Origin of the sequence: Acinetobacter sp. 161(2023), assembly GCF_037027805.1 — a bacterium.
Classification (GTDB): Bacteria; Pseudomonadota; Gammaproteobacteria; order Pseudomonadales; family Moraxellaceae; genus Acinetobacter.
Window position 1 is genome coordinate 39,934 of the sequence record NZ_JAZEYD010000014.1, and the last position, 17,179, is coordinate 57,112.

Below are 17,179 nucleotides of genomic sequence, written 5' to 3' on the forward strand. Positions count from 1 at the left end.
ACAGATTGAAAAAAAGACTTAATTAAATCGGATTATTCAATTCAAAATATTCGGTTTCAATTGCAAACTGCTTTGAAATTGCTTGTGCTAAACGTTGAACTCCATAACGTTCAGTTGCATGATGACCACACGCAAAATAGTGAACGCCTAATTCTTTTGCTTCATAGAAAGTTCGTTCACTGACTTCACCTGAAATATATGCATCACAATTTTGCAAAGCTGCTTTAGCAATAAAATCTTGAGCACCACCCGTACAAAAGCCTACTTTTTGAATGCCTTGCTTTTGGGCTGGCAAATGAATCACTTTAAAATCAAAGCTATCTTGTAATTTTGCTTTAAATTCTTCAACAGAAAGCGCTTGCTCTAAATAGCCAATATTTCCAATTGGATGTTTCTCGGCTAAATCGAGTGGTTCTAAATGATGTAAGCCCAATTTTTCTGCAATGGCTACATTGTTACCCAAACTTGGATGTGCATCTAAAGGTAGGTGGTAAGCCACGAGTGAAATATTATTTTGAATGAGTTTTTTAATTCGGTTACCGCGCATTCCTGTAATTGGGTAGGGTTCGCCTTTCCAAAAATAACCATGATGTACAAGTAATAGATCCGCATTTTGAGCAATTGCTGCATCAATCGCATCTTCGGAAGCAGTAACGGCACAAATGATACGTTTTACTTCAGTTGAACCTTCAATTTGCAGGCCATTTGGTGCGTAATCTTTAAATTCTGCCGCTTTTAAGGTTTGGTCGCACCACTGAATAATTTCATGCAAATTCGCCATGATATTTCCTGAATTGAGTCGTAAATAATTCCTAAAGCTATAGAAACATATTTTGTTGTGTAACTAAAGCTAGACAAATCTTTTTTGAGTTTTTTATGTATATCGACATATTTAATTTAAAATGCTTAACTGAAAACTCTTTTTGTTCAATATATTAATTTAATTAAAAACTTCTTTGCGTAGAGGATATGAACGTGCGTCGCACCTTTACATGGTTACCTTGGGTATTACTTATTATTGTAATTGCCAGTTTTATTGCATGGCAAAAATACCATCAGCCGAAACCAACTGTTGCAGTTGATGGGGTGCAAATGCCTGCCGAGAAAGTTGAACCACTGGTTGATACTTCACGAGCGGGCGGGGTGGTGTCTTATAGCGCTGCGGTAAAAGTTGCAGCACCGGCAGTTGTTAATATTTTTACGACCCAGAAAGTTAAACAAAAGCATCCATTGTTAAGTGATCCGGTATTCCGAGAATTTTTTGGAAATCAGGCTCCTGAACAACAACAGCAAAATGAAAATAGTTTAGGTTCTGGGGTTATTGTACGTGCTGATGGTTATATTCTTACCAATAATCATGTAATTGCTCAGGCCGATCAAATTGTAGTGGCATTACGTGACGGTCGCCGTGCAGAAGCAACTATTGTTGGAACGGATCCAGATACGGATTTAGCCGTAATTAAAATCGATTTAGATAAATTACCTGTGTTGCCATTTAAGTTAAGCGGTAATGAAGTGGGTGATGTTGTCTTGGCAATTGGTAACCCATTTGGTGTAGGGCAAACGGTCACTCAAGGTATTGTTTCAGCAACAGGTCGCTCAGACTTAGGTATTAATACCTATGAAGATTTTATTCAAACTGATGCGGCAATTAACCCTGGGAATTCAGGTGGCGCTTTAATTGATGTGGCTGGTAACTTGATTGGCGTGAATACTGCTATTTTTTCACAATCGGGTGGTTCTTTAGGTATTGGTTTCGCAATTCCAGCTAAAATTTGTCAACAAGTATTAAACTCGATTTTGAAAGATGGCCGCGTTGTGCGTGGATGGTTAGGCATTAGTTTAGTACCACCTACACAAGACGATGTATTGGCACCAAAACCATCAGTGGGTGTAGTCGTTGCTGATGTATTAAAAAGTGGTCCAGCGGCTTCTGCTGGCATTAAAGTGGGCGATAAAATTGTTCAGGTAAATAATGAACCGATTACTTCGGCATCTCATTTGATCAATTATGTTGCATTACAAGCGCCTAATAGCGAAATTAAAGTAATGGTTGAGCGAGATGGGAAGCAGCAAAACTTTGTGGTAACAGTTGGCGAAAGAAAAAACCAAAATAGTCAATCTCAATATATACCGTTACCTAAACAGTAAAGACAAAAAAGCCTCATAATGAGGCTTTTTTATTGGCTTAAATTAAGAATGTGTTGGTGTCTGATGTTGATGTTTGAACTCAGTTAAAGCATCAATACGATATTGAATTAACATTTCACCAATTTCAGCACCCTTAATGTTCTCGGGTAAATCCTGAACTTTAACAGAGCGAACCACTTGCATTGCATCTAACATGTATTGAGCTTGAGGATAAGGGCGATCTTCTAAACCTAGTCTTCCTTTCGCATCGCATTCACATGCTTGTACAAAAGCTTCCACTCGCTCAGGACGGCGTAATACATCAAGACGTTGTAATAAACGCCATACAGTTCCTGGTTTTAACGACATGATCTGATGACATTTTAGATGCTCTTTACACACCGATAATGCCAACTGTCGAGTTTGAGTTGGAACTTTTAAACGTTCACATAATTCAGTAACTGGTTTCACGCCACGCTCTTCATGCATGATATGGCGAGGAAGTTCGTTAACTGGCGTTAATGCTTTACCCAAATCATGTACTAAAACAGCAAACCGAACATCAAGCGAGTAGTTTGACTTACACGCTTGCTGTAAAGACATAAGAGTGTGTATGCCACAGTCTACTTCCGGATGATATTCAGGACGCTGTGGTACACCAAACAGTGCGTCAATTTCAGGGAAAAGATGTTTTAAAGCATCACAATCCCGTAATGTCTGAAAATAAATATCTGCATGTTCTTCTAAAAGTGCACGCGAAGTTTCTTTCCAGACACGTTCTGGTGTTAATGCATCCAGTTCACCTGATTCAGCCATCGTTTGCATGAGTTGTAAGGTTTCAGGTGCAATATGAAAACCATATGCAGAATATCGAGCTGCAAAGCGTGCAACACGTAAAACACGTAACGGATCTTCAGCAAAAGCTTCTGAAACATGTCGTAAGGTTTTATTTTCTAAATCAGTCTGACCACCATATGGGTCATATAATTTGCCATCTTGATCCATTGCTATAGCATTGATGGTTAAATCACGGCGAATTAAATCTTCTTCTAAACTTACTGTGGTATCAGTAAAAAACTGAAAACCGTGATAGCCCTTACCGGACTTTCTCTCAGTACGTGCAAGTGCATATTCTTCTTTCGTTTCAGGATGAAGAAACACAGGAAAATCTTTGCCTACAGGTTGAAAACCTTGGGCGAGCATATGTTCAGGTGTTGCTCCGACCACAACATAATCTTTTTCTTGATAGGGATGCCCAAGTAGAGAATCTCGGACGGCACCGCCTACTAAATACACTTGCATGAAAAAACCTCTATTCTTCAAGCAATCATGCTACAGAATAGAGGTTTTCTCAAGTCATTAGACAGGCTTTTCGTAAAAAGCTCTTTCTAAATTATTTTTCTAATTGCTGGATTTCAGCAACAGTTAAAGCAGTCATATTGATAAGACGACGAGTGGTTGCCGTCGGTGTCAAAATATGAACAGGTTTTGCTGCGCCAAGCAAAATTGGACCAATAGTAACGTTATTACCAGAAGTTGCTTTTAACAAGTTAAATGAAATATTTGCTGCATCTAGGTTTGGCATAATGAGCAAGTTTGCAGAACCTTTAAAACGTGAACCAGGGAATGCAAATTGACGAATATTTTCGTCTAATGCTGCATCACCATGCATTTCACCTTCAACTTCAAGCTCAGGAGCTTGCTCAGATAAAATACGATAAACTTCACGCATTTTTTGAGCACTTGAATCAGTTTGGTCGCTACCAAAACTTGAATGAGAAAGCAGTGCTACACGTGGAGTAATACCAAAACGACGTACTTCTTCAGCTGCTAAAATAGTCATTTCAGCAAGTTGTTCAGCAGTCGGGTTAGTGTTTACGTATGTATCTGCGATAAACAAGTTACGATCTTCAAGCATTAATGCATTTAATGTGAAGAAGTTATTCATGCCTTCTTTAAGACCGATAACATTGCGTACAAAGTCAAGGTGAATGTTATAGCTACTATAAGTACCACATAACATACCGTCTGCTTTGCCAAACTTAACGAGAAGAGCAGCGATTAAAGTCGAACGACGACGAGCTTCACGTTTTGCATATTCAACAGTGATGCCTTTACGTTGCATTGTCTGATGGTAGTCTTTCCAGAACTCTTCATACAATGGATTTTGTTCTTGATCAACAATCTCAATATTTACGCCATGTTGTAAACGTAGGCCTAATTTTTTGATATTTGCTTCAATTACAGCAGTACGACCTACTAAAATAGGTTTAGCTAAATCTTCATCAACTGCAATTTGTACTGCACGTAATACGCGTTCGTCTTCACCTTCCGCATATGCAATACGCTTTGGATCAGCTTTTGCTTGAGCAAAAATTGGTTTCATCAAGAATGCAGAGTTATATACAAACTCAGATAATTTTTGACGATATACAGCGAAATCTTCGATAGGACGAGTTGCTACACCTGAGTCCATTGCAGCTTTAGCAACCGCTGGTGCGATTTCTAAAATTAAGCGTTGATCAAGTGGGCGTGGAATTAAATAGTCACGACCAAATGAAGCAGATTTTTCACCATATGTTGCTGCATCAGCTTCGATATGAGCCATACGCGCAATTGCATGTACACATGCAATTTTCATATCTTCATTAATTGTAGTTGCACCAACGTCAAGTGCACCGCGGAAAATGTATGGGAAACATAATGCGTTGTTTACTTGGTTTGGATAGTCAGAACGACCAGTTGCCATAATAACGTCAGAGCGTACTTCATGTGCATGTTCAGGTAAAATTTCTGGATCTGGGTTTGCCAAAGCAAAAATAATAGGGTTCTCAGCCATGTGTTTCACCATTTCTTTGGTGAGAATACCTGCAGCAGAAAGACCCAAGAACATATCTGCACCAGCCATTACTTCATGAAGCTGAGATGCTGTAATATCTTGAACATAACGTTTTTTAGATTCGTCTAAGCCTTCACGTGAAGTGGTTAATAGACCACGTGAATCGGCAACAATAATATTTTCTTTTTTAGCACCAAGCGCACAAAGCAAGTCTAAACATGAAAGTGCTGCTGCACCTGCACCTGAAGCTACGATTTTGATTTCATCAATTTTCTTATTTACAAGTTGCAATGCATTGAGCAAAGCTGAACCTACAATAATACTTGTACCATGTTGATCGTCATGGAATACAGGAATTTTCATGCGTTCACGAAGTTTCTTTTCAATATAGAAACATTCTGGCGCTTTAATATCTTCGAGGTTGATACCACCGAAAGTTGGCTCAAGAGAGGCAACAATATCTACGATCTTATCTGGATCATTTTCTGCAATTTCGATGTCAAATACGTCAACACCAGCAAACTTTTTGAAGAGAACGCCTTTGCCTTCCATTACAGGTTTAGAAGCCAATGGGCCAATATTACCTAAACCAAGAACAGCGGTACCGTTCGTTACTACAGCAACCAAGTTTCCGCGTGCGGTATATTTAGCAGCAGTTGAAGGGTCACGTTCAATCTCTAAACATGGCGCAGCAACTCCGGGTGAGTAGGCTAAAGCCAAATCTCGTTGGTTAACAAGTTGCTTACTTGGGGTAACGCTGATTTTCCCTGGGTTTGGATATTCATGGTAATTTAAAGCGGCCTGTTTTAAAGATTGATCGTCCATCTGAGTCTCTATTTGATACAAAAAAGCAAACTAGTCAAATCACTCATTCAGGGGGAAGGCAATTCAGTTCTTTTACTATGCTTTAATTTTTACCAATTAAGAGAATAGTAGACGAATTGCCAATAGCCCTGTAGTGAGCTAAATGCTAAAGAATATAACACTACTTCTTTATTTCTCACAGTCAAAAACGCTCATTTTTGGAAAAAGCAGCGTATCTAAAAATCGAAGGTTTAAACAACTAAGAAATATGTGAACTTGTTTGTAGATAAGGAATAATCTGCTCAGCAGGGATAGGACGACTAAAGAAATAGCCTTGTAAAAAATCACATTGCTGTTTTTGTAGATAGGTAACTTGTTCCTCTGTTTCTACACCTTCGGCAACCAGTTTAAGACCCATACTTTTACCCATAGCAATCATGGCATTTACAATAGCTTCTTGTTTGTGATCACCGATTTTAGAAATGAAAGCACGGTCAATTTTTAATACATCAATTGGATATTCTGTCAGATAAGCCAAAGAGGAATAACCAGTCCCAAAGTCATCTAGAGCAATTGATATATCTCGCTGTTTTATCGCATGTAATAGCGTTTTGACGTTATCAGTATTATCTAATAGAGCTGACTCAGTAATTTCAAGTTCAAGATCTGCACCTTGTATATTATATTTTTGCAAAACTTCATCTAGATCATTAAGTAATAAGCCACGATGTATTTGTTGAGCAACAATATTTACAGAGACTTGAATGTTTGCATAGCCTGCGTTTTTCCATTCTTGTAATTGTTTACCAACTTTATCTAAAACGACTTTTCCAATATCTGAAATGAGGCTACTACGCTCAGCAAAAGGTATAAACATATTTGGCATGACTAATCCTTTTTCAGGATGTTGCCAACGAATTAATGCTTCGAAACCAATAATTGATTGATCTTGTAGATTAATTTTGGGCTGGTAATAAATGACAAATTCATTATTTTGAATGGCTTTGCGTAACTCTTGTTCTAAATCAGCAGTTTTATATGGATGCTCTGCTTTATTGCAATAGTAAGAAATGGTATTGCCTCCTAAGCGTTTTGCTTCTGAAAGTGCTTGTTCTGCATGGTTGTTAAGATGATCAATTTGTCGGCCATGCTCAGGAAAGCATGCAACACCGATAGATGCTGTAATAAAATATTCGTGATTATCAATATAAAAAGGTGCGTTGAGCGCTTGTAAAATATTTTGGCAATATTGCTCAATATTTGGATGAATTGGAGAAATTTCATAAATAATTGCAAAATCGTCACTATTTAAATAGGCAACCAAGATTGCATTAATATTGATTAAGCGTAAACGCTGTGCAAACTGTTTAAGAAGTTCATCGCCACTATCATTATTTAAAAACTCATTAAAAGCACGAAAGCGGTCAATATTTACTCGTATCAATGCTAAATTTTTAATGTTATATGAAGGGTTTACAAGATATTGATGTAATTGATTGTAATAGTAAAGACGATTAGGTAAGTGGGTGAGGCTATCATAATTTTTTAAATAGGATAGATGTTGTTCCTGACGTTTTTGCTCAGTGAGGTCACGTGCAAATCCAATATAATTTGTGATTTGATGGAACTCATCTTTAACCACATTGATGTGTAACCACAAATATACGCTTTTGCCAGAACTAAACTTTTCATCAAATTGGCCCATATATTCTCCAGTTTCGAGGAGCTGTTGGGTAATTGAGGTGTGAAATTGTTGTTGTAATTCTTTTTGATTAATCGCAATGCTAAATAATTCTTTATTTAATAGTTCTGATTTAGTGAATCCGGTTAATTTTTCGTAGTAAGGGTTAATATCAATATAGTTCAGGTGCTCATCTAGAATAAATATACCTTCAGCTGCTTGTTCAAGCACAATTGCTGATAGTCTTAAGTGTTCTTGATCTTTTTTCTCTTGATGTATGTCTCGGGTCATACCCACCATACGAAGCGCTTTTTGTGTTTTGGGATCTCTCGTGATGACACGACCTACATCCTGAATCCATCGCCATGAACCATCTCGGCGTAATATCCTGAAATTGATATTAAAATGATCTGTAATTCCTTCTATATGTTGCTTTAAACGCTCTTCAAAAAGTTTTTTATCACTTGGATGTACGCGGTCTAAAATGCTATTGAGATGAATAACAGTCGTCTGAGTTTGCTTTTGTTGATCGAAAAACTTAATTTCTAATTTTTGATTTTCAATATCCCAGTCCCAAGGCCGAATGCCCGCCGTTTCATGTGCAAAAGCTAAATTGTAGTGATGGCTTTCGAGTTGCTCATTCATTTTGGTGAGATCGTAAGTGCGTTCCCGTACTTTTTGCTCAAGTAAATGGTTATTAAATTGGAGCTGGGCTTCAATATCTTTTGATTTATTGACTTCTTGTTGAAGCTGTACACATAGCTCTTCAGCCCACTGGGTATGTTGATCTGAAATTTGAACGAGCTGTTTATTTTTGAATAATAATTGAGAAATCTTTTGATAGTTACGTTGAGTTGCGTATGCGCAGAGTACTGTAGCCACAAAAGTTATATTGTAGGCGAAATAAAAAGGTAGCTGAGTAATGGGTGTATGTGTAAATTGAGCGATGAGTAGGGGGAATGTACTGGGAATGAATAAAAGATAAAAGTATCGAGGTTGCTGCGTTAAAAAAGTCAGGCCAATGATATGAGCGGAAGTGATAAACAAGGCAATTAAAATATGAGCATCTGGTAGTGCAACCAACTCTGCCGGAAGATAAAAATGAATAACTGTAACGTTTATTCCGAGTAAAATTCCTGAAATAAAACAAATGCTTTGTAATATAAAATCGGCTTTTTTAATAAAATTAATAGTACGGTAATGGGTTAAAATATTTGGAATAAACCATAAGCAGATAAGAGATACTATAGTAAGGCCAATAGACCAGCTGAATGTTGTTATTGATGATGAAAAATAATAGGAAAAAATAGCATATGAAATCAGACAGAGTAATACTAAGCTAATCAAATACCAGCGTATATATTGAATTGAAAGTTTAAGCTGCTCAATTTTTGTTTGATGCTGTAAGTATTCTTCCTGAAGCCCGGACATAAGATTTTTCTATCCTATTTTTTTTACATATATACAGAAAGAATCTGATTTATCAGTAATAAAGAATTTGAAATTTTATTCATACAATAAAACTAAATTAACTTTAAATAGTGATTTAATCAATGTTCAATGAGCTTAGGTGGATAAAAACCGATAATTTAAAATAGATAAGGCAACGACAGGCGCAGTTTCTGTACGTAAAACACGATCACCAATACACCAATTCATAAAACCAGCTTGATTGGCTTGAGTAATTTCAATTTCGCTTAAACCGCCTTCTGGACCAATCAATAGGGCAAGTTCAGGTTGTATACCGGCTAATACATCTTTTTGTTCTTTTTCTGGTGCTAAAACAAATTTTGAAACGGGAAGTTCAGAAGAACTTACCCATTCACTTAGAGAAATAGGCGCTAAAACTTCTGGAACTAGGTTTAATCCACATTGTTCACATGCTGCAATTGCAACAGCTTGCCAGTGATCTAATTTTTTTTGATCTCGATCATATTTTAAGCGCATTTCACAGCGGTCACTTGTAAGTAACTGAATTTTACTTACCCCGAGTTCAGTGGCTTTCTGAATAGCATAATCCATTCGGTCACCTTTACTCATGACCTGACCAAGAACGGCTTTAAATGGGGCACTACGGTTATTAGGGTTGAAATTCTCAATTGTGACAAACGCATTTTTTTTATTAATTTCGGTCAAGGTCGCTAGATATTCGCCACCTTGGCCATTAAAGAGAGTCGCTTGTTCTTGTAATTGTGCACGTAAAACACGCACCCAATGATGAAATACTGATTCAGTTAGTTGAATTGTTGAACCAACCGTAAGTTCAGTTTCGATAAAAAAACGATTCATTGGGTACGCCTTACAAAATTAATTTAAACCAAGATCAACGACGAGTTGACGAGTTGGTTCGACTTGATTCATTGAATAGAAATGTAAGCTTGGTGCACCACCTGCAATCAGGCGTTCACATAGCTTCACAATAACTTCATGACCAAAAGCTTTAATACTCTCGCTGTCATCACCATAGGCTTGTAATTGTTTACGGATCCAACGAGGAATTTCTGCACCAGTACCATCAGCAAAACGAATTAAATTGCTGGCATTGGTAATCGGCATGATGCCAGGAGCCACCGGAATATTAACTCCAGCTTTTTCCAGACGCTCAATAAAATAAAAGTATGAGTCTGGATTAAAGAAGAATTGAGTAATTCCTGCATTAGCACCAGCTTGTACTTTTTCAATAAAACGTTGGATATCTGCATCAAGGTTTTCAGCTTGGGGATGCATTTCAGGATAAGCTGCAACTTCAATATGAAAATGATCACCTGAATGCTCACGAATGAAACGTACTAAATCTTGAGCATAAGGAAGTTCGCCAAGTCCGACTTGACCAGAAGGTAAGTCACCACGTAAAGCGACAATACGGTTAATGCCTTGAGCTTTATATAAATCTAGTAACTCAGCAATACGCGCTTTATCATCACCAATGCACGAAAGGTGAGGTGCAACTGGTGTACCTTTACCATTGAAATCGTCAATAGCAGCAAGAGTACGTTCGCGAGTAGAGCCACCAGCACCATATGTAATCGAGAAAAAATCTGGATTTAATAGTTGTAATTCTTGATGAACAATACGAAGTTTTTCAGCACCGGCATCAGTTTTCGGTGGGAAAAATTCAAAAGAAATGGGTATACGTTTAGTCATGTCAAATCCTTGTAAACAGCGAAACAATATTTTTAGAAAAAAGGGCAGTCGGTTCACCGTCTGCCCTTAAGTTCTTAGTATTTGTAAGCGTCAGACTTGAATGGTCCCTCAACAGCAACACCTAAATAGCCAGCTTGCTCTTGAGTTAATTGAGTAAGTACACCACCAAAACCTGCAACCATTGCCGCAGCAACTTCTTCGTCAAGTTTCTTAGGAAGAACTTCTACGCGAATTTGTGCAGTTTTTTCGTTTGCAGGAAGGTCAGCAAATTTCTCTTGGAATAAGTGAATTTGACCTAACACTTGGTTAGCAAAAGAACCGTCCATCACGCGTGATGGGTGACCAGTTGCATTACCTAGGTTTACAAGGCGACCTTCAGAAAGAAGAATGAGGTAGTTATTTTCATCTTCTGAACGGTAAACTTGGTGAACTTGAGGTTTAACTTCAACCCACTTATAACCACGTAAATAAGCTGTGTCGATTTCTGTATCAAAGTGACCGATGTTACAAACAACTGCACCAGCTTTTAAGCTATCTAACATTGCAGCGTCACACACGTGGTAGTTACCAGTAGTGGTTACAACAAGATCAGTGTTGCCAAGTAAGTCTTGGTTAATATCTTCTTTTTTGCCTGTTTGTACGCCGTTTTTGTATGGAGATACAACTTCATAGCCGTCCATACATGCTTGCATTGCACAAATTGGGTCAACTTCAGTTACACGAACAATCATGCCTTCTTGACGTAAAGATTGAGCAGAACCTTTACCAACGTCACCATAACCGATCACAAGCGCACGACGGCCAGACAAAAGCATGTCAGTTGCGCGTTTGATTGCGTCATTTAGTGAGTGACGGCAACCATATTTGTTGTCGTTTTTAGATTTAGTAACTGAATCATTTACGTTGATTGCAGGTACTTTCAAAGAACCGTCTTTCCACATTTCGATAAGACGTTGAACACCTGTAGTCGTTTCTTCAGTAATACCGTGAATGCGTTCTAAAAGAGCTGGGTATTTGTCATGAACAAGAGCAGTTAAGTCACCGCCATCATCCAAGATCATGTTGGCATCCCAAGGTTGACCATTAACATTCACTTGTTGTTCAAGACACCATACATATTCTTCTTCAGTTTCGCCTTTCCAAGCAAAAACAGGAATGCCGCGAGCAGCAATTGCAGCAGCAGCATGGTCTTGAGTCGAGAAAATGTTACATGAAGTCCAACGAACTTCAGCACCTAATTCAACAAGCGTTTCAATAAGAACCGCTGTTTGAATGGTCATATGAATACAACCAAGGATTTTTGCACCAGCAAGTGGTTTAGACGCTGCATAACGTTTACGTAAACCAATTAAAGCTGGCATTTCTGCTTCAGCAAGTTTGATTTCTTTACGACCGTAGTCAGCAAGTGAGATGTCAGCAACTTTATAATCTGTAAATGAAGCATTAACCGCGTTCATCAGGATCTCCTAGGGAAAAAATAGTATGGATCGTTCTGTTCGCGGATGCCGTTGTTGGCTAAACCGAGTGTTTAACCGATTGTCGAGCCTGGCAAATTGATCTTTAGTGCCGATCATTTGTCGCAGCATCCCTCGACTAGCGCAACATTGTACTTCGAAAAGCTTTTAGTGCCAATCCAGTTTTGTTTATTATCTGCCTAATTATCTTTATAGATTCAAATTATGGCAATCAATATTCCCCAAGCTCTAGCAAATCTCGAAGCAAACTGTGGTGTTTTTGCGGTTTGGATGGTGCTTCAACATCATGGAGTACAAATTGATGTTGCTGAGTTGATTAAAGTTTGCCGACACGATGAAGGGGGTACCTATACTATTGCCTTAGCTGTTGCATTAAAGAAACTAGGATTTGAAGTGTCATTTCATTCAGATGAAGATCCTAATATTAGCCCAAGTGAACGAATGAGCTATAAAGAAGCAAAGGTATTAAAAATACCGACAGGGCCTGCGTTGAGCTATCAAGATATTCAAGCTGAAATTCAAAACGGAAAAATGGTCATCGTCTATTACGATACTTTAGCTGGAGTGGGGAACCAGTCACTGGTGTATTCAATAGATGAAAAAAATATCTGTTTCTTTGATAGCTTTGAACCGATGTCAGCAGCAGTTTTTGAAAAGCAACGTCAAGTAGAAGGGATTTGTCGTCAGGCTATCGTGATTGATGACCGTAATTTTCAGATGCATTCGACTAAATTGAATTAGATTAAAAAGAGCCAGTAGGCTGCTGGCTCATTTGCAGTTATTTTTGTTGATATTCTTGAATCACTTCTAAAGCAGCGCGAAAAGCTTCTTGAGTAGCAGGCGCGCCACAATATGGCAGACTGTGCAATAAAGTTTCTTGAATTTCTTCAACTGTACAGCCATTGTTGAGCGCACCACGAACATGGCCTTTGAGTTCGGTTGGTGACTTAAGTGCAGTTAACATTGCCAAAGTAATTAATGAACGATATTTACGTGGTAGCACGCCTTCACGTTGCCAAGTCGACCCCCATGCATGTTCATTAATCCAGTCTTGCACAGGCTGGGTAAAGGGTACGGTATTTTCTTGGGCACGTTTTACAAAAGCTTCTCCCATCACTTCTGTGCGAACTTTTAATCCATTTTCGTAATCTTGCTTAGACATTAATTTCTCCTAAAAATAAAAGCGTCGATTGACGCTTTTATGGCTGATTATTAATTAATCTGAATCAAGTATGATTGCAATAGTGAATTAGTGGAGGCATCAGTCACTAAATTTGATGAGGGTTCGATAAAGGCAGGTCCTTATTTAAATCTTCATCAAATACATCTGTAAGCATGCTGTCGAATCGAATTGCATTGTATTGCAATAATTGTTTAGCTTCACTTTCAGTAATAAAACCTTCTTTTATCGCTTGTTCAATATTCTCTTCGAAAGTAAGTCCTGTAAATTTGCCTTTAGATTCAGCTTTTTTAAACTTATCCCAAAGCGGTTCAAGGGTTCGTAGAATTTGGAATGCATGTTCTAAACGTCCAGTCACATCATCGGCTTTGGTAGAATAAAATACGTGATGTTTAAGCTGCTCTCTGAAAGGATGCTCTTGCATCATAAGTTCAGCGACTTGTTGTTTTAACTCATCGTCTGGTTTTGAAATGACACGACCAAGAGGGAAACAGATCCATTTTACAAATGCTGCTGGAAGTTTGGCTGGGAAGTTATCAAATAGACCCCAAAATGCTTCCTGAATATTTAAGAAAGCTTTTTGTAGAGCTAATTTAGCGTGAAGTTGTTCAGCTTCAGTTTTTTGGCCAGCTTCATAAAATTTTAAAATTGCAGTAGAAATAAAAAGGTTCGCGTGAATATCTGCCAAGCGGCCTGATAACATTTCTTTGCGTTTCAAGTCTCCTGCAAGTAAACCAAGTGACATATCCGAAACAAGTGCAAAGTTGGCACTAAAACGGTTAATCGTTTTATAGTAACTGGCAGTAAATTGATCTACTGATTGAGGAGCATCGCTTGAGCCACCTGTCCAACCATAAGCAAATGATTTTGCTCCGCGGTTAAAGGTATAGGCTAAATGTTTAAATAACAGATCATCGAATTTTTTGACTGAATTATTCTTATCTTCAGATTGAAGGAGTTGCAACTCTTCAAAAAGGTAAGGGTGACAACGCATTGAACCTTGACCAAAAATCATCAAAGAACGGGTTAAAATATTTGCGCCTTCCACTGTAATTGCAATTGGAATTGCTTGATAGGTAAGTGCAAGGAAGTTACGTGGTCCAAGTTGAATTGCACGTCCTCCGGCAATATCCATTCCGTGATTGACCACTTTACGCATCGTTTCAGTTGCATAATATTTTGCCATGGCAGTCATTACCGCAGGTGTTCCACCTTGATTTAGGCCACATGTCACTAAATAACGGAATGCTTCAAGCATGTAGGCATCGCTGGCAATTTCACTGGTCGCCTCTTGTACGCCTTCAAATTTACCTACTGAAATATTGAACTGTTGGCGAATTTTCGCAAAAGCACCAACGGTTAAATAGCTCATTTCACCTGCTGCTGTTGCTAAAGCTGGAAGGGAAATACCACGGCCAACGCCTAAGCACTCCATTAGCATTCGCCAGCCTTTACCAGCATTTTCTTGCCCACCAATAATCCAGTCAATAGGAATAAAAACATCTTCTCCTTCTACGGTTCCGTTCATAAATGGAGAACCTGGAAAATGACGCGCTCCTATTTTTACGCCTGCATGACTGGCAGGAATGAGGGCACAGGTAATACCGTACTCAGTTTTACTTTTATCACCGAGTAATCCTTCAGGATCATATAGTTTAAATGCAAGGCCTACGACTGTGGCAATTGGTGCAAGGGTAATCCAGCGTTTAGAGAAATTCATGCGGAGCCCAAGAACTTGAGCACCTTCATATTCGCCGTAGCAAACAACGCCCGAATCTGGAATGGCACCAGCATCTGAACCTGCTTCTGGGCTGGTTAAACCAAAGCATGGGATTTCTTCACCTTTAGCAAGGCCCGGTAAATATTGTTGCTTTTGAGCATCAGTACCGTAGTGCATGAGTAGCTCACCGGGTCCTAACGAGTTTGGAACCATACAACTCACCGCAGTGGTAAGTGAGCGTGAAGCAATTTTGCTCATAATTCGGCTTTGAGCAAATGAGCTAAATTCTTTGCCGCCAAAGGATTTTGGAATAATGAGTCCTAAAAAACCTTTATCTTTAATAAATTGCCAAACTTCAGGAGGAAGATCTTTTAAGTGATGATGAATTTCCCATTCATTGAGCATGCTACAAAGTAGTTCAACTTCATTGTCTATAAAGTTTTGTTCTTCTTCTGACAACTTTGGGTAGGGATACTTTTCAAATTGAGACCAATCAGGCGCTCCCATAAATAACTCTTTTTCCCACCAACTTGTACCTGCTTCTAAAGCCTCTTGTTCTGTGGTACTGATGCTCGGCATTGAGTTTGCTAAAGTCTTATAGGCTGGCTTAGTAATTAGGTTAAATCGTAATGGCTCAACTAAAATAATGATGCTGAGCGCAATAATTGGAATACCTAAAAGCAGTGACCATGGTGTTAGCAAGAATGCCGAAAGTAGGGCAACAATAATCGCCACACCGCTACCAAGAACTTTATTTAAGTTAAAATAGAAAATTGCCCATACTGCAATAAGCTGAATAATAATACTTAATATAAAGAGTAGGAAAATCATACTTGCTCCTTACTAGATAAGCCCTCAGGTGGATGACGTTACAAAAGAGAGGAGATATTTAAGGCTTAACTAGCTGTTTAGTTGCTGTTTAAATTTGAGTTTTTATGTCGCAAATATTGATGTATATGCTAGAGCAGGGATATATCGTACTTTTAGGTATAAGATATTTTTGAGTGAAAGTGTAATGGGTTGTTTTATCGATTTGTCAAGAAATGTTATTGATTTTCTTATACAAATAAAAAGCCCTCTGTGTTAGAGGGCTTTTTATAGATATTTAATTTATTAAGCTTCGACGGTTTGAACAGCGATTTTTTTTGCTGGATCTACTTTACGACGAACTTCTGGTACTGGTTCACCATGGTATTGACGATCAGCAAAGTAGCTTGAACGAACCATTGGTGCAGACCAAATATTTCTAAAGCCGAGTTTACGACCATGCTCTGCATAACGTTCAAACTCTTCTGGCGTTACAAAGCGGTCAATTGGTGCATGTTGTTTAGAAGGCTGTAAATATTGACCAATAGTTACATAGTCAACATCGTGAGCACGTAAGTCATCGAGTAATGCAATAACTTCTTCTTCAGTTTCACCAATACCCACCATCAAACCACATTTTGTTGGAATATCTGGGCAGTATTCTTTAAACATTTTTAATAAGGTTAAAGAATGTTGATAGTCTGAACCTGGACGCATTGCTTTATATAAGCGAGGCACAGTCTCAATGTTATGGTTAAATACGTCTGGCGGACATTCGGTCATAATGCGTAAAGCAATATCCATACGTCCACGGAAGTCAGGTACTAAAATCTCAAGCAATGTCGTTGGGCTAAGCGCGCGAGCTTCTTTAATACAGTCCACAAAGTGTTGTGCACCGCCGTCAAGCAAGTCGTCACGGTCAACAGAAGTAATTACTGCGTACTTGAGTTTCAGGTTAGAAATGGTTTCTGCCATGTGACGAGGTTCATCAGCATCGAGCGCATTTGGACGACCATGTGCTACATCACAAAAAGGACAACGGCGTGTACAAATATCGCCCATAATCATGAATGTTGCCGTACCACCACCAAAGCATTCTGGCAGGTTAGGACAAGCAGCTTCTTCACAAACGGTATGGAGTTTTTGAGCACGTAAAGTCGTTTTAATACGCTGAACTTCTTCTGGTGCCGTCATCTTGACACGAATCCAGTCAGGTTTACGCGGCACTTCAACCGTAGGTACAACTTTTACAGGAATTCTTGCGACTTTTTCTGCGCCACGAAGTTTTACACCCTGTTCAGGTTTACGGTGTTCTGACATATCTAACTTTTCCACTCGTTTATAGAGACATTGACATTGTATTATAGCGAAGTTCTTCAGTTAATAGCGGAAAATAACT

12 protein-coding genes are annotated in these 17,179 nt (G+C 38.6%); 2 read left to right on the forward strand and 10 right to left on the reverse strand.

Annotated elements, in window-relative coordinates; translation table 11 throughout:
• Positions 1-22 precede the first annotated feature (22 nt).
• Positions 23-781 (reverse strand): Nif3-like dinuclear metal center hexameric protein, encoded by a 759-nt coding sequence (locus tag WA249_RS14200; RefSeq protein ID WP_336169626.1) that lies wholly within the window; start codon positions 779-781, stop codon positions 23-25.
• 194 nt (positions 782-975) lie between these two features.
• Here WA249_RS14200 and WA249_RS14205 point away from each other — a divergent pair, with 194 nt between their 5' ends.
• A complete protein-coding gene (locus tag WA249_RS14205) occupies positions 976-2,151 on the forward strand; it encodes a S1C family serine protease (protein WP_336169628.1) in 1,176 nt (391 codons plus the stop codon).
• 42 nt (positions 2,152-2,193) lie between these two features.
• On the opposite strand, the gene WA249_RS14210 is transcribed toward WA249_RS14205, so the two are convergent.
• From WA249_RS14210 to ahcY, 6 genes are all read right to left on the reverse strand, one after another.
• Positions 2,194-3,432, reverse strand: a complete 1,239-nt coding sequence (locus WA249_RS14210; protein ID WP_336169629.1) for a multifunctional CCA addition/repair protein — start codon at positions 3,430-3,432, stop codon at positions 2,194-2,196.
• 91 nt (positions 3,433-3,523) lie between these two features.
• Positions 3,524-5,794 (reverse strand): NADP-dependent malic enzyme, encoded by a 2,271-nt coding sequence (locus WA249_RS14215; protein ID WP_016137502.1) that lies wholly within the window; start codon positions 5,792-5,794, stop codon positions 3,524-3,526.
• Between the two features lie 238 nt (positions 5,795-6,032).
• The gene (locus WA249_RS14220; protein ID WP_336169631.1) at positions 6,033-8,885 is read right to left on the reverse strand and encodes a putative bifunctional diguanylate cyclase/phosphodiesterase; all 2,853 of its coding nucleotides are present in this window, start codon (positions 8,883-8,885) and stop codon (positions 6,033-6,035) included.
• Between the two features lie 135 nt (positions 8,886-9,020).
• On the reverse strand, positions 9,021-9,743 hold the full coding sequence (locus WA249_RS14225; protein ID WP_336169634.1) for a 16S rRNA (uracil(1498)-N(3))-methyltransferase: 723 nt from the start codon (positions 9,741-9,743) through the stop codon (positions 9,021-9,023).
• 18 nt (positions 9,744-9,761) lie between these two features.
• The gene (gene metF / locus WA249_RS14230) at positions 9,762-10,598 is read right to left on the reverse strand and encodes a methylenetetrahydrofolate reductase [NAD(P)H] (protein WP_252612461.1); all 837 of its coding nucleotides are present in this window, start codon (positions 10,596-10,598) and stop codon (positions 9,762-9,764) included.
• A gap of 74 nt (positions 10,599-10,672) precedes the next feature.
• The gene (gene ahcY, locus WA249_RS14235; protein WP_336169637.1) at positions 10,673-12,055 is read right to left on the reverse strand and encodes an adenosylhomocysteinase; all 1,383 of its coding nucleotides are present in this window, start codon (positions 12,053-12,055) and stop codon (positions 10,673-10,675) included.
• Between the two features lie 222 nt (positions 12,056-12,277).
• On the opposite strand from ahcY, the gene WA249_RS14240 reads away from it, so the two are divergent.
• Positions 12,278-12,814 (forward strand): cysteine peptidase family C39 domain-containing protein, encoded by a 537-nt coding sequence (locus WA249_RS14240; protein ID WP_336169640.1) that lies wholly within the window; start codon positions 12,278-12,280, stop codon positions 12,812-12,814.
• Between the two features lie 37 nt (positions 12,815-12,851).
• Here WA249_RS14240 and WA249_RS14245 read toward each other — a convergent pair whose 3' ends face one another.
• The 3 genes from WA249_RS14245 to lipA all read right to left on the reverse strand — a co-directional run bounded on the left by WA249_RS14245 (position 12,852) and on the right by lipA (position 17,100).
• Positions 12,852-13,235 (reverse strand): carboxymuconolactone decarboxylase family protein, encoded by a 384-nt coding sequence (locus WA249_RS14245; RefSeq protein ID WP_032055395.1) that lies wholly within the window; start codon positions 13,233-13,235, stop codon positions 12,852-12,854.
• 106 nt (positions 13,236-13,341) lie between these two features.
• The gene (locus WA249_RS14250; RefSeq protein WP_336169641.1) at positions 13,342-15,804 is read right to left on the reverse strand and encodes an acyl-CoA dehydrogenase; all 2,463 of its coding nucleotides are present in this window, start codon (positions 15,802-15,804) and stop codon (positions 13,342-13,344) included.
• Positions 15,805-16,086: 282 nt separating this feature from the next.
• A complete protein-coding gene (gene lipA, locus WA249_RS14255) occupies positions 16,087-17,100 on the reverse strand; it encodes a lipoyl synthase (protein ID WP_004790988.1) in 1,014 nt (337 codons plus the stop codon).
• Between the last annotated feature and the right edge of the window lie 79 nt (positions 17,101-17,179).

Coding starts and splice junctions, on each gene's coding strand:
- WA249_RS14200 (WP_336169626.1), bottom strand. CDS start 781: ATGGCGAATTTGCATGAAATTATTCAGTGGTGCGACCAAACCTTAAAA.
- WA249_RS14210 (WP_336169629.1), bottom strand. CDS start 3,432: ATGCAAGTGTATTTAGTAGGCGGTGCCGTCCGAGATTCTCTACTTGGG.
- WA249_RS14215 (WP_016137502.1), bottom strand. CDS start 5,794: ATGGACGATCAATCTTTAAAACAGGCCGCTTTAAATTACCATGAATAT.
- WA249_RS14220 (WP_336169631.1), bottom strand. CDS start 8,885: ATGTCCGGGCTTCAGGAAGAATACTTACAGCATCAAACAAAAATTGAG.
- WA249_RS14225 (WP_336169634.1), bottom strand. CDS start 9,743: ATGAATCGTTTTTTTATCGAAACTGAACTTACGGTTGGTTCAACAATT.
- metF (WP_252612461.1), bottom strand. CDS start 10,598: ATGACTAAACGTATACCCATTTCTTTTGAATTTTTCCCACCGAAAACT.
- ahcY (WP_336169637.1), bottom strand. CDS start 12,055: ATGAACGCGGTTAATGCTTCATTTACAGATTATAAAGTTGCTGACATC.
- WA249_RS14240 (WP_336169640.1), top strand. CDS start 12,278: ATGGCAATCAATATTCCCCAAGCTCTAGCAAATCTCGAAGCAAACTGT.
- WA249_RS14245 (WP_032055395.1), bottom strand. CDS start 13,235: ATGTCTAAGCAAGATTACGAAAATGGATTAAAAGTTCGCACAGAAGTG.
- WA249_RS14250 (WP_336169641.1), bottom strand. CDS start 15,804: ATGATTTTCCTACTCTTTATATTAAGTATTATTATTCAGCTTATTGCA.
- lipA (WP_004790988.1), bottom strand. CDS start 17,100: ATGTCAGAACACCGTAAACCTGAACAGGGTGTAAAACTTCGTGGCGCA.